Origin of the sequence: Saccharopolyspora elongata, assembly GCF_004348985.1 — a bacterium.
GTDB classification, from domain to species: domain Bacteria; phylum Actinomycetota; class Actinomycetes; order Mycobacteriales; family Pseudonocardiaceae; genus Saccharopolyspora; species Saccharopolyspora elongata.
Genome location: NZ_SMKW01000097.1, coordinates 1 through 25,604 on the forward strand (window position 1 = coordinate 1; position 25,604 = coordinate 25,604).

A 25,604-nucleotide genomic window follows, 5' to 3' on the forward strand; every position below is an offset into this window, starting at 1 on the left:
CCGTGCCCAACGCTGCAGCGTCTCACGTTCATCATCGGTGAGCACCAACTCGGCCCTGGGCCGTCCGCGACCTGCCATCACCGCATCCTACAATTAGATAGTGGACTTCCGGCGGAGCACACTAGCGTGGTTTGAGCTTGGGGAGTTTCTTGAGTTCTTTCGCGCTGTACTGGGTTTCCCCGTGCACCTTGATGCGTTCACGGCCGTCCTCGTCGAGGTAGCTGCTGACCCAGCCCGCGTTGTTCGAAGCGGTGACCGGAATGGTCGTGAACACGTCATCCCGGCCGGCGTCGTAGATGTTCTTGAAGCCAAGCTCACGGGCTGTTGCCACCGAGTCCCGCAGCAGCGTCGCGGCTTGCTTGGGTTGGCTGTTCGCGAAACCGGTCTCCGTGCCCTCGGCGGCCCGGCAGAACATGAACAGCATGCGGCCGTTCGGGTTCGCCGCGTGCATGCGGTGGAACTCTTCCCGCTGGAACAGCACCTTGGTCAGGGTCGCCCCGGACACCGACAGCTTGATGCCGCGTTTCAGGCGGAGCGCGGCGGTCTTCCTGTTGCCGTGGCCGGTGAAGAGGTTCGGGCCCGCCTTCACCCGGACCTGAGCCCCCGTGTCGGGGTGGGTGAGAGTGGTGGTGACCGGCGCGAACGGACTGGGCACCAGACGCTTCAACGGATCCCGGCGGTGCACGTCTTCGTGGCGGAAGGCCGTCGGGCCGTCTTCCATGGGCCTGGTTCGGCCCACGGAACCCATGCTGTCGAGTTTCTTGGCGAGCAACTTGTCGAGCAGCTGCTGGCCGAGATCCAGCGCCAGGCCGTTGACCCGTGCCCATCCGGTGCTGGTGCTGGTGAGCTCGAAAGCCTCCACTTCGCGTGCGTAGAACTCGACCTCCTTGCCATTGGCCTGGTCGATTCCGGTCAATCGCTGGTCGGCGTCCAGGATGTGCGAGGCGTTCGGGAGGAAGCGCTCGAAGAACTCGATGTTGGCGATGTTGCCAGGCGAGTGCTTGTTGTTGACCTGGCTAGTCCAGCGATTGGTGTATTCGGTCCAGCCCTGGTTGTCGGACGCGCCGAAGCGGCCGTCAGGCAGCTGGGACACCTCGCCCTCGGTTCCTTCGACCGAGCCGATGAAGCGCGAGTCCGCCAGCTGCTTGGCAGTGGCGTTCAGCTCCGCGTTGTGCGATGTCAGCAACCGGACCTTGACGCCAGGGGCGACGACGGCGAGTCGGAACTTTCCGAAGTTCATCAGGATGGCGGCGAGGCCATCGCTGCCGATGCGCACGTCACGACCATCCCGCAACGGCATCGCGTACTTCAGCCTTGGCCCGGCGCTGTCGATGTCGACGTGGAAGACATCCTTGGTCTGCTCGGTCGCCGGATCGGGGCGCTTGGGGTGTCGTGCCGCTTCGGCGAGCGTTTCGCCGGGCATCGTCGCGATGGTCTGGCGGTAACCGCCGGTCAAGTCGAACTTGTTGGCACGGGTGAACGACACGCCATGTCCGTTCCCCCGCATCATCGCGTACGCGAGGTCGGTCATCCGGATGGTGGTCTCCCGGTCTCCGTCCCACGCCCGCACCGTGACATCGGGGTCCAGGAAATCGTCCAGGAAATCGGAGCGCACCGGCACGATCCGGCCGGGATTCGTCGAGCCGCGGCGGGTAGAGCCGATGAGGCGGGAAAGCAAGCCCGGTTTGAGCTTGGGGAGCTTCTTGAGTTCTTTCGGGCTGTACTGAGTTTCCCCGTGCACCTCGATGTACTCGCGGCCGTTCTTGAGGTAGCTGCTGACCCAGCCCGCGTTGTTCGAGGCGATGACCGGGACCTTCGCTGCCACGACATCCCGGCCGGCGTAGACGACGTTGTCGAAGCCGAGTTCACGGGCCGTTGCCACAAAGTCCCGCAGCAGCGTCGCGGCTTGCTTGGGCTGGCTGTCCGCGAAGCCGGTTTTCGTGTCCGTGGCGGCGTGGCAGAACAGGAACAGCATGCCGCCGTTCGGGTTCGCCGCGTGCATGCGGTGGAACTCTTCCCGCTGGAACAGCCACTTGGCCAGAGTCGCCCCGGACGCCGCCAGCTCGAGGCCGCCGATGTAGAGCTTGGCGCTGTGCTTGTTGCCGTGTCCGGTGAAGTAGTTCGGGCCTACCTTCACCTGGACCTGAGCACCGGTGTCGGGATGGGTGAGAGTGGTGATGCCCGGCGCGAACGGACTGGGCGCCAGCCGGTTCAGCGGATCGCTGTCATGCAGATCCACGGAGCCGATTCCGTCTTCGTTGCGGAGAGCGTCCACGCCGTCTTCCATTGGCCTGGTTCGCGCCACGGAATCCATGCTGTCGAGATTCCCGGCGACCAACTCGTCGGCCGGCCCCTGGCCGCGAACCAGCGTTAGGCCGTTGACCCGTTCCCATCCGGTGCTCGTGCTGGTGGTGAGCTTGAGATCCACCTCGTCTGCGTAGAACTTGACCTCGCGAAACCCGACCTCGTCGCGGAAGCGCGTGGTCAACGGCTGGTCGGCGTCCAGGATGTGCGAGGCGTTCGGGAGGAAGCGCTCGAAGAACTTGATGTTGGCGATGTTGCCAGGTGAGAACTTGTTGTTGACCTGCCTCTTTCCGCTGCGGTCGTACTCGGTCCAGCCCTGGTTGTCGGACACGCCGAAGCGGCCGTCCGGCAACTGGGACACCTCACCCTCGGTTCCTTCGACCGAGCCCTTGAAGCCCGAGTCCGCCAGCTGCTTGGCAGTGGCGTTCAGCTCCGCGTTGTGCGAAGTCAGCAACCGGACCTTGACGCCAGGGACACGGCGGAGAACTCGGAACTCGCCGAAGTTCATCAGGATGGCGGCGAGGCCATCGCTGCCGATGCGCACGTCACGACCATCCCGCAACGGCATCGCGTACTTCCGGCCCGGCCCGGCGCTGTCGATGTCGACGTGGAAAAGGTCCTTGGTCTGCTCGGTCGTCGGAGCGGGGCGCTTGGGGTGTCGTGCCGCTTCGGCGAGCGTTTCGCCGGGCATCGTCTTGATGGTCCGACGGTAGTCGCCGGTCAAGTCGAACTTGTTGGCGCGGGTGAACGACACCCCGCGTTTCTGCTGCATCATCGCGTACGCGAGTTCGGTCATCCGGATGGTGGTTTCCCGGTCCCCGTCCCACGCCCGCACCTTGAGACCGGGGTCCAGGAAATCGGAGCGCACCGGCACGGTCTGGTGGGCGGAGCCGTGCCTGGTGAAGCCGATGAGACGGGAGAGCAGGCGTGGTTTGAACTTGGGGGTCTTCTTGAGTTCTTTCTCGCTGTACCGGGTTTCCTCGTGCACCTCGATGTGTTCGCGGCCGTTCTTGAGGTAACTGCTGGCCCAACCTGCGTTGTTGAAGACGGTGGCCATTTGAGCCACCCCCACGTCATCCCGGCCGGCGTAGTAGACGTTCTCGAAGCCGAATTCGCGGGCTGTCGCCACCGAGTCCCGCAGCAGCGTCGCGGCTTGCTCGGGTTGGCGGTTCGCGAAACCGGTCTCCGTGCCCCCAGCGGCGTGGCAGAACATGAACAGCATGCGACCGCTCGGGTTCGCCGCGTGCATGCGGTGGAACTCTTCCCGCTGGAACTGCACCTTGGTCAGAGTCGCCCCGGACACTCCCAGCTTGATGGTCCTGCCGCCGCGGCTGATGAGGAGCTCGGCGTACTCCTTGTGGCCGTGTCCGACGAAGAGATTCGGGCCCGCCTTCACCTGGACCTGGGCGCCCGTGTCGGGGTGGGTGAGCGTGGTGGTGACCGGCGCGAACGGACTGGGCGCGAGCCGCTTCAACGGATCCTTGCCGTGCAGCTTGCCGAAGTTCTCCCCGCTGTCGGCGTACGCTTGCTCGCCGCTCTCGTTCGGCCTGGTTCGCACCACGGCTTTCGTGATGTCGAGCTCGTCGGCGAACTCTTGGTCGCTGGCCAGGTTTTCGTTGGCCAGCGTCAGGCCGTTGACCCGCTTCCATCCCGTGCGCTTGGTGGTGAACTCGTCCACCTGCACCTCGTGTGCGTAGAACTTGACCTCCGCGCCGCTGTCCAGGTCGATTCCGGTCAACGGCTGGTCGGCGTCCGGGATGTAGGAGGCATTCGGGAGGAACCGCTCGAAGAACTCGATGTTGGCGATGTTGCCCGGCGAATACCTGTTGTGGACCTGCCTGTTTCCGCCGTGATCGTATTCGGTCCAGCCCTGGTTGTCGGACACGCCGAAGTGGCCGTCCGGCAACTCGGACACCTCGCCCAGGGTTCCTTCGAGCGAGTTCTTGAATCCCAGTCCCGCCAACTTCCCGATGGTGCGCTCCAGCAGCACGTTGCGCGAGGTCCACATCCGGACTTTGAGGTGCTGACCGTGATCGGAGAACGACCGGAACTCCTCGGAGTTCATCAGGATGGTCGCGATGCCTTCGTCGTCGACGCGAACGTCACTGCCGTCCCGCAACGGCGTGACGTACTTCTCTCCGTCGATCTCGATATCGATGTTGAAGACGTTCTTGGTTCGTCCGGGCGCTATTTTAGGTCGGTTGGGGTGCTTTGCGGCCTCGGCAGCCGTTTCGCCGGGCATCGTCGGAACGGTTTGGTCATCACTATCGCCCACGTCGAGCTTGTTGTCGCGCGTGAACGACACACCGAGTCCGTACCCCCGCATCTGGTGGATCTCGAGGTCGGCCAACCGAACTCTGGTCTTCCGGCCCTTGTCATCCCATGCCTGCACCGTGACATCGGGGTCCACGAAATCCCATGACACCGGTACGGACCCGCCCCGAGCTGTGCTGCTGGGGCCGGAATTCGGTTTCGGTACGAACTTGGGGATCTTCGCTAGTTCTTCTGCGCTGTAACGGGTTTCCCCGTGGACCTCGATGTATTCACGGCCTCCTCGGAGGTAGCTGGTGACCCAGCCCGCGTTGTTCGAGGCGAGCGGAATCTTGTTCACCATCACCAGGTCACGGCCGGCGATGTAGGGGTTGTCGAAGCCGAGTTCGCGGGCGGTCGCCACCGAGTCCCGCAGCAGCGTCGCGGCTTCGTCGGGTTGGCCGTCGGCGAAGCCGGACTGCGTGTCCTTGGCGGCGTAGCAGAACATGAACAGCATGCGGCCGTTCGGGTTCGCCGCGTGCATGCGGTGGAACTCTTCCCGCTGGAACTGCGCCTTGGTCAAGGTCGCCCCGGACACCGACAGCTTGTAGCTCCTGCCGCCGCGGGTGATTTTAAGCTCGGCGGACTTCTTGAGGCCGTGCGCGGTGAAGAGGTTCGGACCCGCCGTCGCCTGGACCTGAGCACCGGTATCCGGATGGGTGAGAGTGGTGAGGACAGGTACGAACGGACTGGTCGCCAGCCGCTTCAACGGATCGTGCGCGTAAAGCTGGCTGAACTTCGTGTCGGTTCCTCCGAAGGCATCCAGGTTGTTCTCGTTCGGCCTGGTTCGCAACACGTGGTACGCGTAGTCGAGCCTGGCGGCGAAGTCCTGGTCGACCTGCAGCATTTCGGGGACCAGCGTCAAACCGTTGACCCGCATCCATCCGGTGCTGCTGCTGGTGAGTTCGTGGGCGTCCACTTCGTGGGCGTAGAACTCGAACTCCGACCCATCCAGGGTTCCGGTCAATGGCTCGTCGGCGTCCAGGATGCGCGAGGCGTTCGGGAGGAAGTGCTCGAAGAACTCGATGTTGGCGATGTTGCCGGGTGAGTACTTGCCGGTGACCTGGTGCAAGAGCTTGGAGGGGTCCTCGATCCAGCCCTTGTTGTCGGAAACGCCGAAGCGGCCGTCCGGAAGCTGCGACACCTCTCCCTGGGGTCCTTCGACCACGTCCCTGAAGCCCGACTTCGCCATCTGCTGGACAACGCGCTCCAGTTGCCTGCTGTGCGGAGTCAGCAACCGGACCTTGAGGTCGGGATCGTTGTAGCCGAGATCGCCGATCCCCCTGAGGTTCATCAGGATCTTGCCGAGCCCCGTGCCGTCGATGTTCACCGAACCGCCGTTTCGCAACGGCATGGCGTAGTACCGCCCAGAGCTGTCGATGTCGTTGTCGACGTGGAAGACGTTTCTGGATTCCCCGGCATCGGCTCCGGGCCGGTTGGGGTGCTGTGCGGCACTGCCGGGCGTTTCGCCGGGCATCGTCTTGATGGTCTGGAGGTAGCCGCCGCTCAGGACGTACCTGCTGTCGCGGGTGAACGCTATGCCGACCCCGTCCCCGCGCATCCGGTGGTACGCGAGGTCGGTCATGCCGATCCTGACCTTCTGGTCTCCGTGGTACGCCGCCACCGTGAGGTTGGGGTCCAGGAAATCGGCCAGCACCGGAACCGTCTGGTGGGGATTCGCCCGGCCGCGCCGGTAAAGGCTCGGGTCGAAGCCTTCGGGCGTGGGGCCGCCGTGCCGCTGCGCGGAGCTGGATCCGGTGTTCGAGTGCGGCGTGTACTCGGGAAGGCTGCTGAGTTCTGCTGCGCTGTACTGGGTTCTCGTGTGTACCTTGATGAAGTCGCGGCCGTCCTTGGCGAGGTAGCTGCTGGCCCAGCCCGCGTTGTTCGCGGCAGTGACCGGGTTGTTCGCGAATACGACACCCCGGCCGGCGTCGTAGATGTTCTTGAAGCCAAGCTCGCGCGCTGTCGCCACCGAGTCCCGCAACAGCGTCGCGGCTTGCTCGGGTTGGCGGTTCGCGAAACCGGTCTCCGCGCCCTCAGCGGCGTGGCAGAACATGAACAGCATGCGGCCGTTCGGGTTCGCCGCGTGCATACGGTGGAACTCTTCCCGCTGGAACTGCACCTTGGTCAGCGTGGACCCGGACACCTGCAGCTCGATTTCCTCACCGTCGCGGCTGATGAGGAGCCCGGCGTAATCCGCGCGGCCGTGTCCGGCGAAGAGGTTCGGGCCTACCTTCACCTGGACCTGAGCACCGGTGTCGGGGTGGGTGAGCGTGGTAGTGGCGGGCGGGAACGGACTGGGCGCCAGCCGTTTCAACGGATCGCTGCTGTACAGATCGTTGAGGCTTCCGTCGTTGCGGACGAAAACTCCCGCATTGTCTTCGTTCAACCTGGTTCGCGCCACAGAAGCCATGCCGTCGAGCTTGCCGGCGAGTTCCTCGTCGATGTGCCGCTCTTCGGGAGGGGACAGCGTCACGCCGTTGACCCGTTCCCATCCGGTGCTGTCGCTGGTGAGCTTGCGGGCCTCCACTTCGTGCGCGTAAAACGTGAACTCCTTGCCATCCGAGGACCTTCTTCCGACGAGTGGCTCGTCGGCGTCCAGGATGTACGAGGCATCTGGGAGGAAGTGCTCGAAGAACCTGATGTTGGCGATGTTGCCCGGCGAGTACTTGCCGGCTCGGCGCTTCTCGCCGTTGTGGTATTCGATCCAGCCCTTGTTGTCGGAGACGCCGAAGCGGCCGTCCGGGAGCTGGGACACCTTGCCGTGGGTTCCTTCGACCGCGCCGGTGAACCCGGATTTCGCCAGCCTCTTGGCAGTGCTCACCAGGTCCACGTTGTCCGAGGTCAGCAACCGGATCTTGAGATCGGGATCGCTGGCGGCGAGGTCTTGGACATCCCTGAGGTTCATCAGGATGGCACCGAGGGCCTTGTCCTCGACGTCCACCGAACGACCGTTCTGCAACCTCATGACGTAGCTCTTCACGTCGTGATCGATGTCGACGTGGAAGGTGTTCTGCTCGGTCGTGGTTCCGGGACGGTTGGGGTGTTGTGCCGCTTCGGCGGGCTTTTCCCCGGGCATCGTCTTGATGGTCCGGAGGTAGTCGCCGCTCAAGTCGTACTTTTTCTCGCGCCTGAACGACACGCCGTGGCCGGTACCCCGCATCTGCTGGTACGCGAGGTCGCCCATCCGGACCTTGATCTCCTGGCCCGTCTTCCTGTCCCGCACCCGCACCTTGGCATCGGGATCCACGAAACCGGTCCGCACCGGGACGGTCCGAGCGGGATCCGCCGAGCGCCCGGAAGACGACGGCCGGCCGGATCGGCTCGACGCGGGCGCGCCGGCCGGTGCTCCGACCAAGAGATTCCGGTCCAGCCGCACCCGGTCTTCCATCGGCGCCGCGCCGGTCTCGACGAGCGGGATGTACCCGATGACGTTGCCCGGGTTGAAGTTCGCCATCGTTTCGCCGTGCTGGTCCGCGAAGAGGATCTGGTCGTCCGCACCTCTCTTCACCAGCACGGTGTGCACCAGATCGCTTTCCACGCGCTCCTGCAGGATCACGGCTCCATAGGAGCCGGGTGGCTGCATGTTCGTGTGGCTCAGGACCTCGTCGTACGTCGCTTCCACCGCTTGGACATCGGCCCCGAGGCGGGCCTCCAACGCCCTGATGTTCATCGGGCCGCCCTCTTCGGCGATGACCTTGACACCACCGGCGAGCCTCCGCGCGGCCGCGATCAACGCCAGACCGCAGTTCTGGCTCCGCCCGGGCACGCCCGGAGCGGGGCCGCCCCTGTTCACTCCCCGGAGTCGCCGGAAGTGTTTCTTGAAGTACGCGGCAGCGCTCTCCTCGTCGGGGAAGCTGTTGGCCGAGACCACGAATTCCGAGGTGTACGACCAGTCCCAGCCGTCATCGGACTCCGAATCGGACTGCGCGTCGTCATCCGCGTCGTTCTCGGGCTCCGAATCGGACCGCATGCCGGTGTCCGCGTCGTCCTCGGCTGGTTCCGGGTCGGGCTGCACGTCGCTGTCCGCGTCGTCATCGGAGTCCGAAACCTGCAGCAGAGGAACATCCGGATCGTCATCCATGTCCCAATCGGAATCCGACTCTGAATCGGACTGCACACCGGCATCGAACTCCGAATCGGACTCCACATCGGTATCCACCGGAACGTGATGGGCGTAGTTGACGTGGGCTTCGGCTTGCCGGCGGGTGATGCCGAACAGCGCGACGAGTTCATCCGCGGTGCTGGGGTCCCCCGCGTTCCGGGACTCGCGCGCATAGGCGAGCGCAGCCTCGGACATCTCGTACTCGGCCTCCCGACGGCCGATGCCGTACCGCTCGGCGAGTTGCGTCGGGGTGTACGGCTTGCCGCGATCCGCCGCGGCGCGCACATCGGCTCGTGCCGCTGCAGCGATCACGCCGCGCGCCCACCGGTAGTTGGAGAGGGGGGACCTGAAGGGGTGGAACCTCCCGGCCATTTCCTCAATGGAGTACGGGGCGTCGTTCTTCGCCGCCTCGCGTGCATCGGGCTGCGCGAGCTCCCCGATCAGGTCCAGGATCTCGTCCGTGTTGATCCGGTACCTGTCTTCGACGTCGTCGATTCCGTACGGACTGCGGCGCTCCGCCGCCGCCCGAATACCGGCCAGCGCGGCATCGCGCCTGATGCGCTTGGCCCATTCACGGTTCTGCCCGAACCTCTCGACCAACTGCGCAATTTCCGGACCCGTCCTGGTCGCCGCAAGATCTGCCACGTGTTCGAGCGCGACGGCCTCGATCTGCGCGATGACCCGCTGATGACTCACACCGTACTTCGTCGCCAATGCGTCATTGGTGTAAGGCGCACGGCGTTCCGCAGCCGCGCGCACATCGGCCCGCATGCTGCCATCGATGTGACGTTCCACCGTCTCGGGGCTGATGCCGTACCGCCTGGCGAACGCCTCGACCTCACCCGGCTCACCGCGCTCGCGGGCCGCGTGTGCATCGGCGAAGAAGGCCGCCACCACAGCCTCCTCGGCTGCCTTCTGATCGATGCCGTACTTCCTGGCGAGTTCATCGATGGTGCGGAGCTCGCCACGATCCGCCGCAGCGCGCACATCGTCCTGCACGACCTCCGCGATCCGATCGGCTGCCCACCGGGCGACCAGGCCGTACCTCCTGCCCAGTTCCGCAGCCGTGTACGGCGCCCCTCGATCCGCCGCAGCGCGCACATCCGCCAGAGCCGCAGCATTGACCAGATCCAGCGCCCGCTGGTTGTCCACCACCCCGGACCTCGCGGCCACTCTGCTCAGGTACGTGGCCGGTTCCGGGACCTGGGCCGGGACCTGAGCACCCTTGTGGCGCAGCTCGTTGACCACCGCGGTTTCGATCCGCTCGGTGGCCCACTCCGGAGTCCTGCCGTAACTCTCGGCGAGAACGTCCGGGGCAATCGGGCGACGGGACAGCCACGCATTCGCGACCTCGCCCTCCGCGGCGGTGTTGATCAGCACCTCGGCCTCCGCCTCGCTGACCTCGTACTCCGCGGCGAAGTCCGCAGCGGAACTCTCGCGGTTGAAGTTCCCGTTGGCCAAATTGGACACCAGGTTGGCCGCTACCGGGAAAATCGCCTGCTCGCGAGTGAGACCGTGCCTCTTCATCACGGAACTGAGCCGCAACGGAGTACCAGGCGCAATGCTGACCTGCTCGACCTCGCCACCAGTTCCTATCAACGCGCCGTCCTCGAAGAGGATCCAGTCCCGCGCGGCGCGCACGTCGGCCACGCCGGCCGCACGGACCTCGGACTCGACTTCCTCGACGCTGATGCCGTGCCTGTCCGCCAGGTCCGCGGCACTGGCGGTAGCGCCGCTGTTGTGCGCCTCGCGCGCATCCGCGAAAACCGCCCCCGGGGCACGCTGGTACTCGACCGCCTCACGGCTGATGCCGTACCGCTCGGCCAGCTCGTCGGTGGTGAACAGACCGCTCTCCGCGTCGGAGCGCAGGAGAGAGGCGAGCCGGTCGACCGCCCATCGCCGACTCTTGCCGTACCGCTTGGCCACGTCGTCCGGGTTGTGCGGGCCGACCGTCGCACGTACCTCGGCTACCGCAGCGGACCTGATCTCGTGCTCGGCCTCCATGATGCTGATGCGGAAATTGCCGGCGAGCGCACGAGCGGAGTACGGCTCGCTGCCGGCATAGTGCTCCACCGTGGCACGCGCGGCAGCTCGGATCGCATTCCGGGCCGCTTCTTTGCTGATCGCGTACCTCTGGGCCAGTTCCGCCGGCGTGTAAGGCACGCCATCGCGCATGGCGTCGATCGCATCGCTTCTCGCGGCGTAGGCGATCTGATCGGCCGCCTTCTCGACGCTGATCCCGTGCCGGTCCGCCAATGCCTCTGCCGAGTAGGGCCGATCGACGTCGGCAGCCGAGAGGGCGTCGCGAACGGCGTTTGCCTTCACGAATTGCGCCACGGCAAGGGCGTTGGTGATCTGGCGATGCGCCCAGCGGGTGTTCATGCCGTACTTCTCGGCCAGTGCCTTCGCGTCGTATCGCTGCCCACGTCCCGAAGCCTCGATCACATCCGCGTGCGCGACAGCGTGGATCTGGTCGAATGCCCATTGGCGGCTCTTGCCGAACTCCTCGGCCAGATCTTCCGCGGTCCGCGGCTCTCCGGCATCCGCTGCCGCGCGCACCGCCGCCCGCACACGCACGTCGTCCGAGCTTGCCGGAGCGGGGATGACGTCCTTCGTGAACTGGAACGCGTGCGAGATCCGCGAATCTTCGAGCGGCCCCCGCCAGGACGGCTCCGCGTTGATCACAGCATGCGCCCACTTGCGGCTCCTGCCGTACCTGGCGGCCAGGTCGTCAACGCTGACAGAACCGCCGCCTTCCACCGCCTCGCGCACGTCCGCAAGCGCCGCGACATCGATCAGCTTCTCCGCCTCGGCCGGTTCGATCCGGTGTTTCCCGGCCAGCGCGTCAGGAGTGAGCGGCCGACCAGAAGCCGCTGCCTCGCGCGCGTCCAAGACCACCGCGGCGGAAATGCAGGCCGAGACGTCCCAATCGCGATCGCCGAACTTGGTGACCAGATCCGAGCGGCCGTAGGGGCTGCCGGCGTCGGCGGCCGCCCGGATCTCGGCGATGGCCGCGGCCTCGACCAGACCGGTGGCCTGCCTGTGGTCCGTCACACCCCACGTGGACAGGGTGGCGATGACGGCAGGAATAGCGGGTGGCTCGGCCGCGCGCAACCGCGCGCCCACTGCGCGGACGACTACGTCCCGCGCCCACTCGCGATTCATGCCGTGCTTCTCGGCCAATCCCGAAACCTGTTTCGTGCCGCCGGAATTCTCGACATCAAGCAGGTCGGCGAGCGCGGCGGAGTCGATCTGGTCGAACTCCCGCCCGCGGCTCGTCTCGTGCTTCCCGGTCGGCAAATCGACGGTGTGGGGCCCTCCCGCATCCGCTGCGCCGCGGACGTCGGCCTGCACGTCGGCGCTGACCGGTTCGGCATGAGCCCGCCGACCGCCGGTGTCAGCGGTGCTGTCCTGACTCATTCGCTGGGTCAGCTCGCCGAACACGCTGCGCGGATCGGTGCCGCCCCTCCCGGTCCCGGCCGGCGCCCCGATCAAGAGCCTCGGGTCCAATCGCTTTCCGCCGAGCGGCGCCGCGCCGGTGTCGAGCAGCGGGATGTACCCGATGACCTCGTCCGGGTCGATGTCCGCGATCGTCTCGCGGTGCGGGTCCACGAATACCGGGGCTTCGGTTCCGCGGCTCTCGATCAGCACGCCGTGCGCCACGAACCGGTTCCCCTTCAGAATCGGGACCCCGAAGGAACCCTCCGGTTGGTCGCGCGTATGCCTCAGGACCTGGTCGTACGTCGCTTCCACCGCAGTGGCACCGAGAGCTTCCTCCAACGAGCTGACCTTCATCGGACCACCCGGGTCGGTAACGACCGTCTCGCCCCCGGTGAGGGTCAGCTTGGCCGCGATCAACGCCAGCGCGCAGTTCTGGGTTCGTCCGTCCGCACCCCGCGCGTAGCCGTTCTCGTTCACCCCTCGCAATGCCGGATAGCGATCCCGGAAGTACGCAGCGGCACTCGCCTCGTCGGGGAAGGAAGCGGCGGTGATCACCGACCCCGGGGGCAGCGACGGCCACGCCCCGGCACCCTCAGCGTAGGCGGGTGGGTCCACCGGGCGGGGGCCGATGTCGGCGTACGCGGGTGGGTTCGCCGGTCGGTCCACGTAAGGCGGAGGCGGCTCCACGTCGTTCAAAGCCAACGTGCTGAGCTGCTGGATCTCCTCAGGCGTGAACCGGGTGTAGGCGCGGTCGACGAGGGTGCCGTCCGGGCGGTAGCTGAACCAGCCGCCGTTGCGGCTGACCGTGATCGCGGACCGGCCGGGGTTCGGCGAGCGGTCCGGCGGAACGGCCAGTGTCGTGTCGCCTCCGACGTGGATGGTGACGGGATCGTTGTTCTGCTGAGCCGCTTCGGCGAGTTGATCGGTGGCGGCCTGCTCGACGTCGTCGGTGAGCAGGGCGATGTCCGAATTGGAGTTATAGGCGCGCAGCAAACGGTATTCGGGCATCTCGCGAAGGATCCGGTAATAGATGTCGCCGGAGACGGCGACGTCGACGAGATCTGGGCCTCGCTCCACCTGGAGGTGGAAGCGATCGCCATCGATGCCGATGGCGAGCCAGACCGGATCAACGGTCCAGGGCGCCGGCACGTTCCCGTTCGTCCGCCCCGGGTGGAGGGCCGCATGCGGGATGGTCTCGTGGGGCATCGTGCGCATCACGTGCTGCACCCGCTCCATGCCTGCCGCCCACCTGCTCAGCTCCTCGTGCGACGTGGGCTGGGTGCCGAAGCTGAGGACCCGTGCCTGCCGCTGCGCGTTCACCACGAGCAGTCGGTGGACATCGCGGCTGCGGAACTCGAACGGCTGGCCGTCGTCCAGCCGGAACCCGCTGTGCAGCTCGCCGTCCGCGCTCCGCGTCTCGGGGAACAGGTGCGCGAGCGATGATCCCGGTGCAGGCCCCGCCTGCTCCGCACCGGTCAGCGCTCGTTCGATCGCGGAGATCTGAGCGATTTCCCCCGCTGAGAAACGTGTTTCCTCGTGGTGGATCTGCCTTCCCCCGATGCGATGGCATTCCCAGCCCTGGTTGTCGCCGACGCAGATCGCGGACGGGTCCTCCCCGTTCGCGGGAAGGAGCCCGTACGGACCCCGTGGGCCGAAAACGATGGCGTCGCCGCCGTCCTCATGACCGGTGCGGGCGAAGAGCCCGAGCCCCGTGGAGTTCTCGTCGCGGTCGTGGAGCAGGACGATTCCGGGGTCACCGTGGCTCTCGAACCAGCCCCGGTTCTCGGTGACGTGCCAGAGTTCGTCCCCCGCGACGACGACGGTTTCGGACTGCTCGCCTCGGCGCAGCGGCACGGAGAAGGTATCGCCGTCCGATTCGACGAAGAACCAGCCGGGATCGCGCCAGGGTGCCTGGACGTAGCTTCCGGGGCGGAACAGCACCGAGGACGCGCGCAACGTGGTCTCGCCCGGGAGGGAGCGCAGGACGTCGTGCATGCGCCCGAACCCGGCCGCCCATTGGCGCACGGCATCGGACTCCTGCGGCCTGAGGTTGACGACGGGCGCCCCGTCCTCGTCGGTGCGCGTCACCTCGGCGTCGACGTCGCGGGCGTCGAAGACGACGGGTGCGCCCTGTTGGTCGAAACCGAACCGGATCGCCGGAGCGGGATCGCCCGACGCGGGCCGGGTGATGTCGGTGCGGATGGTGCCGTGGACGGTGCCGACCGCCAGGCCTTCGAAGCTGCCGATCATGGTGCCGCGGATGATGGCGTCGTCGACCGAGATGCTGCTGCCCTGCACGGACCTGGTGCCCTCCGCACGGGTCGTGACCACGCCGTAGACCTTGCCGGTGAAGGCGCCGATGAAGGTGCCGTCGACGACACCTTCGCGGACGCCCGAGAAGGGTTCGGCGACGGTCAGGTCCGCGACCCGCTCGACCGGCGCCGAGTCGTGACCAGACAAGCCCTCGTCCCAGCGCCGCACCAACGGACCACTACGACCGGAATCCCCTGCGGCGGACTCGCCCGGACGATCGGATGGCAGACCCGCGTCCTCGCGCTGCAACGGCCTCGGAGCACCGCCACTGGTCCGACGCCGATTGTCCCGAACAACGGAATCCTGTGCCGTGGATTCGCCCCCGCGATCGGACGCCAAGCCCGCATCCTCGCGCTGCAACGACCTCGGAGCACCGCCACTGGTCCGACGCGGATTGCGCCCACCACCAGAATCCCGGTTCGGCATTCCGACCAGGAGGTTCGGGGCCAGCTCCGTGCCGCGCAACGGCGTCGCACCGGTCTCGGTCAGCGGCAGGAACCCCACCACGTCGTCCGGTCCGGGTTCGGCCATCTCGCCTTGGTGCGCGTCCGGGTACCTGACGCGGCCGTCCTCGCCGGTCTCCGCGAGCACGGCGTGCACCATGCCGCGCGGGCCGCGGAGGAACACCGCGCCCCAAGCACCCGGCTGGGCGCCCAGGTGCGCCTCGACCTGGTCGCGGGTCGCCACGACGGCCTGCCCGCCGAACTCCTCCTGCAACGACGCCACGGTGACCGGACCGCCGGCGTCGGCCGCGACCGTGACCCCGCCGGAGCGGGTCTTCGCGGCCGCGATCAACGCCAGTCCGCAGTTCTCCGTGTGCCCCGGCCGGTTTTGCCGGTAGTTCTCCGCGTTCACGCCCCACAGCTGCGGGTAGCGCTCCCGGAACTCCCCGACGGAGGCGCGGTCCGGCGTTTCGAGCCAGACCTCCACCTCCGTCGGCCCCTCGGAGCGCACGAAGTGCGGCGCCACGTCGAAGCCGAGGTCGCTGCGGCCCAGCCGCTCGGCGCTCGGCGTCGTCGACTGCGCCAGCTTGAGCAGGCGGTCCAATTCCTTCGCGGTGGCGGAGAAATCGTCGGCCGCACGCGACGATTCGACGTCACCGTGCACCCGGTACCGCACAGTCGGTCGCGCACCGGACTCGTGTGCGGCCAACACCTGCCGCACCAGCGGGTACAGCTTGCTTCGCTCTGCCAACGGGAGCCGGTCCGCGCCGGCGGGGAACACCACGCGCGCGTCTGGTTCCACGCCGCCGAGGCCCGGGGCCTGCCGGGCGTGCGCCAGTTCCTGCTCGTAGACCTGCTTCGCCTGCCAGAACGCCGCCGCGGCGGCCTGCTCGGCTTCGGCGGCATCCTGGAAGGCGGACTCGGCGTCCACCTGGGTGCCCAGGTCACCGTCCGGATCGTCCAGCCCGAACGGGTTGGCAGCGCGCCACCGGCCGTGGGCCGCTGCCCACTCCGCGTCCCGCGCGGCGAGCTCCTTGGCCGCCTTGACCAGCGGCTCGGACAGCAGATCGTTGCGGTCCGTACGACGGACCTCGTAACCCTGCGCGAAGTCGACGTCCACGACGGCGGTGCGCCGCAAGCTGCCCCTGGACGTCGGCTCGACGACGAACCGGAAACCGGCGCCGTGCAACCAGGCGCTGGTGATCCCGTCCGTGGCGGGCTTCTCACCGGCCTTGGGCAGCTCGCTGCCACCGGTCTCGTCAACGTCTCGGTGCTCGTGCCCGGTTTGCCTGGCGCCAAGCGGCTCCATCATCAGCGCCCAGCCGCTCATCGAGCCGAACGGTTTCCGGTCGGGGTAGTTGGCCGAGTCCGGGTGCTGGGGCACGCCCGCCGCGAACAACGGGACCGCCGCCAGCATGTTCGAGTTGCTCGAGCCGGCCTCCGTCTCCGACGTGCCGTGCGACGTCTTGGCGCCAGCGATGCGGATGCGGTCGCTGACGCCCCTGAGCTCGCCATGACCGGGCAGCTTCGGGTACACGCCCAGTTTCAGCCCGAGACCCGGCGGCAGCTCCAGCTGCGCCGCCTCGGTGCCGTACATGCCCTGGATCGCGCTCACGCGGCTCGGGGTGAGTTCGGCACGCAGCATCCTGCGGGTGTGCGAGTCCACCTTGCCGCCCGCCGCTTCGATGGCCTGCTCCGCCGCGCGGACCAGGTCCGCGACGTCGCCCTTGAAGTCCATCACCCGGAACTGGTTCGGGTCGTCCGGCAGGGCCGCCGGGGTGTCGGCGGCGCGCCACTCCGCGAGGCGCTGCTCGTTGGCGTCCTCGGCGGCGCGCCGGACGACGTTGCCCCCGCGGGATTTCTCCCCGGCATCGGAAACCGCGGTGTCCTCGATCGGGGTGTGCGCGGTGACGGTGCGCCAGGCAGGTGCCGCCGCGATGCGCTCGCCGTGGCGCTCGATGCGCACGTCGAACAACACGTCCGCGCGGTGCTCGGCCAGCACGGCGTCCTCCACCGTCTCGGTGTGCACGAGCTCGGTGGTGCGAACGCTCCTGGTCCCTCGGGTCTGCTTGAGCCATGCGAACACGTGCCCGAGCCCGAAACCGAGGTTCGCGTACGCCGCGCCGTGGTCGCCGGGCTTCGCCGCGGCATCCGCCACGGCGGACTCGTTCTGGAACGTCCCGGCGGGCAGCAAGACGGTGAAGAACTCGGCCAGCACCCTGGTGAACTTGCGGCTGGAGCTCTCCTGGAAGGTCGCCCTGGTGGCCCTGGTCAGCCCGCCGTGCTTGATCCCGGCCGGCGTCGGCGTGCTCAGCAGCTCGGCATCCACCCGCAGCTCGTAGGTCTCACCGGTGATCCGGTCCTGCAACCGCAGCGGAGTGCCGGTGCCGCCGTTGGCGAGATCGCCCAGGGATGCCTGGACATGCGACAGGTACCGCTTGACCTCGCTGGGGTTGTCGTGCTCGGTCGCCAACGAGAAGGAAGGCAACAACATGTCGGCCCGCTCCTGGCCGAGACGCTGCACCAGGCCCTCGCGCAGCCTGTCGATGGTTTCGGAGAGGTCGATCGGCTCGGTGACGCCGTCGGCCCACTTCGGGGCGCCGATGTTGTGCCCCTCCGGCACGGGGCTGAGCCCGTCGGCATCGGCCGGCGCGTCCGGTTCCCGTGGCGCCGGCGGTTCCTGCCCGGCGCGCCGCGCGTCCTCCTCGGCCTGCTTGATCCGGATCTCGTGCAGTTGCTCGTCGTCGACCCAGACCTCCACGGCGCGCGGCAGTTCGAAGCGCTCGGCGGCCCGGCCCGTCTTCGGCTTGAACAGCGACATGATGGGCGCCAGCGCAATGGACACGGCCGAGCGCGCGGTGACCTCGCCGACCTTCGGCTTGAACAGCTTCCAGCGGTCCAGGTTGCTCCAGTCCACCGTCTCGACCGCCATCGTGGCCTCCGCGGTGGCGACGATCCGGTGCATGCGGCGGGGCTCCCCGGACACCGAGCGCCCGTGGGAAACGGTGGTGCGGTGGCCTTTCTCGCGGCCGAAGCTGACCCCCCACGGGCTCACCTCGTGCAGGATCAGCCCCATGCCCTGGGTGATCGTGCCGGGCATGTCGTCCGAGGTCTCGCTGGTCGGGCCGATGAAGGGTTCGATCTGGGTTTTCGCGGTCCAGGTGCCGCCTTGTTCGCTGCTGGTGGTGCTGCCGCCGGCCGCCGACCGGTTCGACGGCTGCCAGACGGTCTCGAGCACCTCCGGGTCGCGCAGCATGAAGGACACCGCGGCCTTGGCCTCCGCGTCCGTCCGCCTGCGGCTCCAGTGCAGCAGGAACTCGTTGCCGCTCAACGAGAACTTCTGGTCGCGCAGGCCGGAGTTGTCGCCGTCCTCGAACTGGTAGATCGGGTCGTTCGAGGCATGCACCAGCAGCGAACGCAGCTTGTTGCGCACGTGCTCCAGCCCGTGGAACGACACGATCTGCACGCCGTCGAGCTTTCGGGACGAGCCGCGACCGAGCTCGTTGCTCCAGTTGATCGAAATGTCGTTGAGCTGCGTGTGGTTGACCGGTACCACGTCGGCGCGCGGAACACGATACGAGGCGGGTAGTTCGAGTACTACGTCGACGATGACCGTGCCCGGTTCGCGGCCCTGCTCGGCGGCCGAGGGGTCCACGATCGTCAGCGGGTTCAGCTGCGGGGTTTTCTTCCCGGGGAGGCCGAACGTGACGCCTCGGATCAGCGCGGTGTGCCGGGACCAGTGGTTTCCGGAAACGCTGAGCTTGACTCGCGCCCGGTACCGCCGCAACGGTTCGGGCCGCACGTTGCCGGACTCGTCGAGTTCCGAACCGCGCACGCCGCCGCCGCTGGAAATCTTGGTTTCCTGAGCCAATCCGGACGTCCTCGACCGAAGGTAGGAGATCTTCGGGAGGTTGATGGTCAGCATCCCACCCAACATCGACATGTACACGCGGGCGATGATGCCGCCGGAGAGCATCCAGTTCCGGCCCTTGGTGTAGCTGCCGCTCGTCACCTCCGAGAGCTCCTCGGCCGTGATGGGGCCGTCGGCAGGGCCGTCCAGGGGTTCCAGGTCGCCTTCCAGGCTCGCCTGCAACTTGAGCGAGGCGTGGTAGTCGTGGGCCAACCCGGGTTCCGGTTCGAGGTCCAGCACCAGTGGACGGCGGTCGGCCAGGATGTCCGGTGCGTGGCGGGCCAGTTGCTCGGCGGTGATCTCGCCGCGGATCTTCTCGACCCTGGCCAGTTTCCGCTCGTCCTTCGGGGAGATGCCGTCGGCCAGGTCGGGGTCATCGAGCTCGGTGCCGAACTTGGTGGTCCGCACCCGCTCCGACCGGTAGAACTTGAGCATTTCGGCCGTGGAGTCCCGCATGATCTTGCTCAGCAGTCCAGCGGCCTCGTCGAGCTGCAACGCCGCGTGGACCGCAGTGTCGGCCAGTTCCTGGCGTCCGGGTGCCTTCCCCGCCGCGACGGCGCTGATGCCGGCACGTTCCGCGTCCGCCTGCTCCGCCAAGTGGATGCCGTTCACGGCTCCGGCGAACTTGAGCGGAGAATGGCCGGGCTTGCGGACCTGCAAGTCGTAGCGGGTGTAGTAGCGGGTCACCGAACCGGTGTAGGAACGGGTGGTCTCGGCACCCTCCGCGCGGTCCAGGTCCTGCGCATGGCTGCTGCCGTACGCCCCGCCCGTGGAGATACCGGCGCCGACCGATATCTCGCCGACGTCGTAGACGGGACCTCCCGCGATCGTGAAGCTCGCGTCGTGGTTCGCCTGGTGGGAGCCTTTGGTGGCGGCGGTCTTCGAGGTGGTTTTCTCGATGTGCGAGCCGTCGATGACCTGGTCGAAGTAGACGCGCCGGGCGACGAGGCGCATCTGCACCCGCTGGCTCTTGGGGCGGAACAGCCTCTTGAGCGGATTGCGCTTCCGCGGCAATTCGGGCGAGGACACCCAGCCGTCGCCCCGCGCGGCCTGTTCCGGGGTCACCGCCATCTCCGGCAGGCGCTTCTTGATGTTGCGGGAGCCGACGAACTCCCGAAGGGTGCTCAGGCCCTCCTTCGTCAACGAACCGACGTACTTGTGAACCTCGTCGAACGGGTCTTCGTGGACTTCGGCGTGCTCGACGCCCGAGGTGGGCAGCTCCGAGGGCAGCGACGGAACCTCGGTCCCGCCGCCGTTCAGCCCGAGGGGCACGCTCAGCTCGACCGACACCGGGGTGTCGTCGCGGCCCACGACCCGGCCGACCCGCATCGTGGGCAGGGTCGGTTTCCCGTCGTCGCCGAGCCGGCTGAGGAAGAACGTCGCCGGGGCGCGCACCGGGAGCATTCCCTGGAAGCCGGTCTCGCTCGTCGGGTTCTCCGGGAACGAGACGCTGGTCCGCACGAGATGCGAGTTCCGCTGCGAGAGGCCGCGGGAGGTCGACGCGCCCGTCGGCGCGTTCGCGGTGCCGGTGAGGAACAGGCCCGGAGCCATCGGGACGAAGTAGAACCACCGCGACATCGCGGTGCGGCCGGCCGAGGTTCCGGCGGTGGAGGCCCGCGCCTGTTCGGCGCTCACCGAACTCGTCCCCGCGTTCGCGTCGATCGGCTCGGCGCGCGACAAGTCCACTTCGACGCGGACCAGGACGCGTTCCCCGCCCAAGGTCACTACTCGGCCGTTGTCCATGAACGACTCGGAATCGTTCTCCACGGCCGCCCGCAGGCCCTCGAGTTCCTGAGCGGTCGGCGCACCGTTCGCCAAGCTCTTGGCGGCGGCGACCACCCGGTCGGCGCCTTCGGTGCGGGTGAGCTGCTTGCCCACACCGAGACCCCGGTTGCGGCGCAGGTAGCGCGGCAGGAGCTTCCGCCAGCCGCGCGGAGCGGACGACTCGTCCCGGGCGGGCTCGGTGGTGGGGGTGTGCTCCGCCGCGTCGGTGGCGTCGCGGTGCTCCTCAGTCGTGCCGTCACGGTCCTCGGCGACCTCGGTCTCGGCGCGCCGCTCCGCTGACACGCCATCGCGGTTCTCGATGGTCGTGCTCTCGTCGCGCTGTTGCGCGGCGGTGGCGTCATCGCGGCTTCCCGCGGTGTCCTCAGGCGCCTCCGGCCGTGAACCGCTCACCTCGTGCCGGCTCTCCGTCGACCGGGCCTGCTCGTCGGTGTCCGGCTGGGCCGTGCGATCGGCTTCGGTCGTGGTGCTGCCGTCGAATTCCGCAGTGTGCTCCGCCGATTCCAGGACTGCTGCGGAGTCCGGGCGCTGGCGGATCTCGGCGTTGCCGAGCAGCCGGGCCACGTCCTGGACAGCCCACGGTGCCTCCGCGTCCCCGATCTCCAGCACGACCCTGCGATCCTGGTCGAAACCGGGATGCAGGCGCACGTAGTTCACGAAGGACCGAGGAGTGTAGTTCTTCCCGTCCCACAGGGTGATCTGCTCGCCGTCCGGGCTGGGCGTGAACCTGATGACCTGCTCATCGGGATTCGGCCGGGCGTCCCGAGCCTGCTGGACAAGCCTGCCCACGTCCTCGTGAGGGCTCGGGTAGTGCAACCCGTCCCGGGTGCGCACGGCCAGCGTCTGGAAGTCATACGTCGCGCCGCTTCGGCGCCACGGCTGGGTGGCGGCGAACAACTGCACGATCTGCTTCTCCGCCGCCTTGCTCAGCGGCAGCACCTCCAGCAGGTCCAGCAGGTCGTTCAGCTGTTCCTCTTCGGTGCGGGCACGGGTCTCGTCACCGAGCAACCGCGGGTCGGCGAGGAGTTCCTCGATGCGGGCATGCTTCGCCGGGTCGTTCGCTGCGGCGGGCATCGCGGCGCCCAATTCCACGCAGGTTTGCAACTCGCCCATGTGCACGCGGCCGACGGGCAGCCGGTGTTCCCAGCGGTCGTTCGGCCCGCCCTTGATGTGTTCGAAGTTGATGTCCTCGTTGCGGCTGGCGTTGAGCGAGCGAACGTCCTCCGGGGTTCGCACGTCGGTAGCTCGCGGTGGAACCGGCAGCGTGCCTGCCATGCTCAGCTCGCGCTGCTGTCCTCCCATCGTGGAGTTCGCCATCCGGTACCGGGACTGCTCACGTGCCTTGGCGAGGCCGGCCAGTGCCACGTTGGCTTCGGGGCTGAAGTCCTGGCCCTCGAAGCTGACGTTGACGTGCACGTCGCCCGGTTCCACCGAGCCGCCGTACTTCCGCACAACCGAATCGATGATGTCGACGCCGGTGGCGAACCGCTGCCAGGAGTCCGGGCGGCCGACCAACTTGTCCGACACCACCTCGATCCCGTTCTCCAGGGCTTCCTCGTCCACCACGCGCCAGCGGTCGGGTGCCATCTTGACGAGACCGGAGGGCAGCTCCTGACCGTCGCGCCAGTCGGCGAGACCCGCGTCCCGCAACGCGGCGCCGAGTTCCTGCACCGCCGCGTCGAAGTGCTCCTCGGGGATGGTGAACTCGATCTCGGTGCCGAACCGGGCGTCCGGCCGGCTGCTCACGCCACCGGGGATGCCGTCGGCGTGGTACTCGACGGGGTTGACCCCCGCGGCGACGGCGGCCCGTGCGGCCCGGTACGTCTTCACCATCGCAGCGAAGCGCTGTTCGCGGGGCACGCTGTCAGCCGCGGCGTCGTCGGCCAGGTCCTCGTAGTCCTGCCGGTCACCTGGCCCGTTGCCGGCAGAGTCCGAGTCCTGCGCGTCGTTGCGGGCGCCGGAAGCGGTGTCCCCCGACGTCTTCGGCTCCTCGCCCTTCGGGCGGGAGAACTCCTCCCCAGCCCCGCCGGTCCAGGACTCATCGATGTCGTCTTCATCCGACACGTCCCCGCCATCGTCGCTCACCGGCGACGCACCACCGAAACCGAACCGGCGCTCGTCGTCGTGCTCCTGCCGAGCGTGTGGATCCGACAAGATCTCCGACGACCGACCACCCAAACCACGAGCCCGCTCAACAGCACGAGCACGGGCAAGGGCCTTTTCGATCTCCTTCGGAGTCCACCACCAGAAATCGAGCTCACTCTTCAGTTCCGCTTCCAAAAAGCGCTCCCAGCGCTTCGCGTCCTCCTTCGCACGTTCTTCCTCGCGGCGAGGCTGCTCCTCACGCTGCTCCGCTTCAAACTCCTCGCGGATTGACGGAAGGGCATCCTCCACCCAACTCCACCGGTCCTTTTTCTTACGGCGCTCCCGGCGCTCCGCGTCCTTCTGCTCACGCTCCTCAACAGCACGAGCACGGGCAAGGGCCTTTTCGATCTCCGCCGAACTCGACCACCAGAGATCGAGCTCCTTCTCCAGTTTCGCTTTCAAAAAGCGCTCCCAGCGCTTCGCGTCCTCCTTCGCACGTTCTTCCTCGCGGCGAGGCTGCTCCTCACGCTGCTTCGCTTCAAACCTCTCGCGGATTGGCGGAAGGGCGTTATCCACCCAACGCCACGGGTCCTCTTTCTTATGGCGCTCCCGGCGCTTCGCGTCCTTCTGCTTACGTTCTTCCTGCTCGCGAAGCGCCTCTTCCTTGCGACGAGCCTCCTCCGCGTCCTTCCGTGCGCGACTTGCCTCCTCCTTGCGCGCCTCCTCCGCCCGGCGGGCCTTCTCCGCCGCCCTGCGGACCTTCTTCTCGCTTTCTTCCCGCGCGCGACTCGCCTCTTCAGCCTCGCGGCGAGCCTGCTCCGCCTTGCGGCGTGTCACATCCTCCTTGCGGCCTGCCTCCGCGCGCGCATCCGACGTCCGCTCCCGGCGAGGCTTCTGGGACGGGCCGGACTCGTCCCGCTGTCGGGCCACGGAGCCCGAATCCGTTCTCCTAGTACGAGATCCGCGCGGCAGCTCATCCTGCCGCGGCCGACGGGACTCCTTCCGCTGGCCGCTTTCCCCCTTCGCGTGCCGTTCGCGGTGCTTCGTGCGAGCCGATTCGCCGTCCCCCCGAACGGCTTCGGGCCTGCTTTCCTCACCGAAGCGGGTCTCGAGCCAGGTGGTCCTCTTCACGACCGTCTCGTCCTTCTTGTCCTTCATCTTGAACAAGAAGCGGCTGACCTCGTTGTGCGTGGTCTTCGTTCGGGTACTGATGTTCATCAGACCAGCGTCGGCAAGCACGACAATCCGGCCGCGGTCTGCCAGCACCGTCACTCCCTTGGGGGTGTTGACAGTGAGGCCGGGTACCGCCTTGACCAGCTCATTGGCGACCTTGACCGAGGTTCCCGGCCTGTCGGCACCGAGCGTCAGCAGCAGCACCGACGAGCTGTTGCCGCCCCTGATGATGTTGCCGAGGATCTTCGTGGCCGTGGAGTGGTCCACCGCGGCTATTTCGGTCTTTCCACGCTTGCCGATCACCGGGACCGCGAGGGCGCTGCCGTCGGTGTCGATCGCGAGGATGAGGTCCGGCTCGAACGGTGCCGTGATCTCACGGTCGGGCCCGGCCGCCAGAGCAGTGGTCGTCGATTCGCCGGAACGGGTACGCACCACCCGAAGGGGACCATCGATCGAATCCAGCCAGCCCTCGAAGGCACCGAGCTCGGAGTCAGAGAGCAGCGCAATGCTCGCGGGCCTGTGACTGGTGGAGGGTCGGTCGGTGATGCGCAGATCGCTGTGCTTGAACGTGGCCGGCTTCGCAGAAATCGTTCCCCAGTACTCCGGGTCCCTGCCGCCGCCCAGGCCCGGCTCGCCCTTCCCGACGGCCCCTACCGGTGTGTACACCGGCGTCAGGACCTTGTTCGAGGTCACCGGCGAGAACCACACCTCCACCGGAGAACCCAACCGCACAAGCGAATGCGACTCCCCGTCGTAGAAGACCACATCCCCACCACGCTTGTGCACGGTGAAGAAATGGCCACCACGATCGCCGAATTCCGCATACACCAGGCCATACGCGCCATCGGTGTCCTTGCCCGCCACGAAATCCGTCACATCGTCATAACCCCGGCCCTGCTTCGCCATCGGCGGCAGACCCGTCTTCGACACCTCATCCCGGTGCACCACACCACTCGGACCGGCCACGAACTCCTTCGCCCGACCTGGACGCATCTCCCGGTTCAACGCCTGAATCGACGACGGCTGGCAATTCGTATCATGCCCCGCAACACCCGCGACATAATTGTCCCGGTTGATCCCCTCCATACCCGCGAAATTCTCACTCACATACGCATCATGACCAGCCGGATCACCCTCAAACGTCTCCGCCGACACCACACCCGGCCGCACCGACGACGCACCCACCGACACCGACGACGCACCACCGAAACCGAACCAACTCGGTCCCTGGCTTTGCCGGCGATGGCGGGACGTCCTGTCGCTGCGATAGTCCCGGCCACTCCTCCCCGGGTTCGCGGGGCGGCGCGGGATATCCCAAAAGCTCGGCCCCGGCGAATTCCGCGAAGGCTGCCGCGGGCGCGTCCGCTCGAACTCCGCCCGCAGTTCCTCCAGTTTGCACTCGTCGTCGTACCTCTGCCGCTTTTGTTTATCTGACAAGACCTCGTAGGCGTTCTGGATATTCTGGAATTTCGCTTGGGCGTCATCGGCCTTGTTCTTGTCCGGGTGCCACTTCAGGACCAGCTTCCGATGCGCCTTCTTGATCTCGCTGTCGTCCGCATTCGGCTGGACACCCAGCGCCGTGTAGTAGCCCTTCGGATCCGCGCCCGGGCGAGACCCGGCCTGCTCGTTCCGGCCCGATGGCTTCGGCTCAGAACTCGACCCGGCCGGGCCGGGACGGGACGTTCCCGCCTCGGGGCGAGGCGCTTCCTTCTCGGGCCGCCCGGAGGGCTTCGGCTTG

General features: G+C 67.4%; 1 protein-coding gene (running past one end of the window). It reads right to left on the reverse strand.

Annotated features, from left to right (window positions below):
- Positions 1-121: 121 nt before the first annotated feature.
- A protein-coding gene (locus E1288_RS40620) for a DnaJ domain-containing protein (protein ID WP_132493996.1) crosses the window boundary here: on the reverse strand, positions 122-25,604 show its 3' portion. The gene runs 6,755 nt beyond the window's last position; only the last 25,483 of its 32,238 coding nucleotides appear in the window; its start codon lies off the right edge, out of view; it ends in the stop codon at positions 122-124.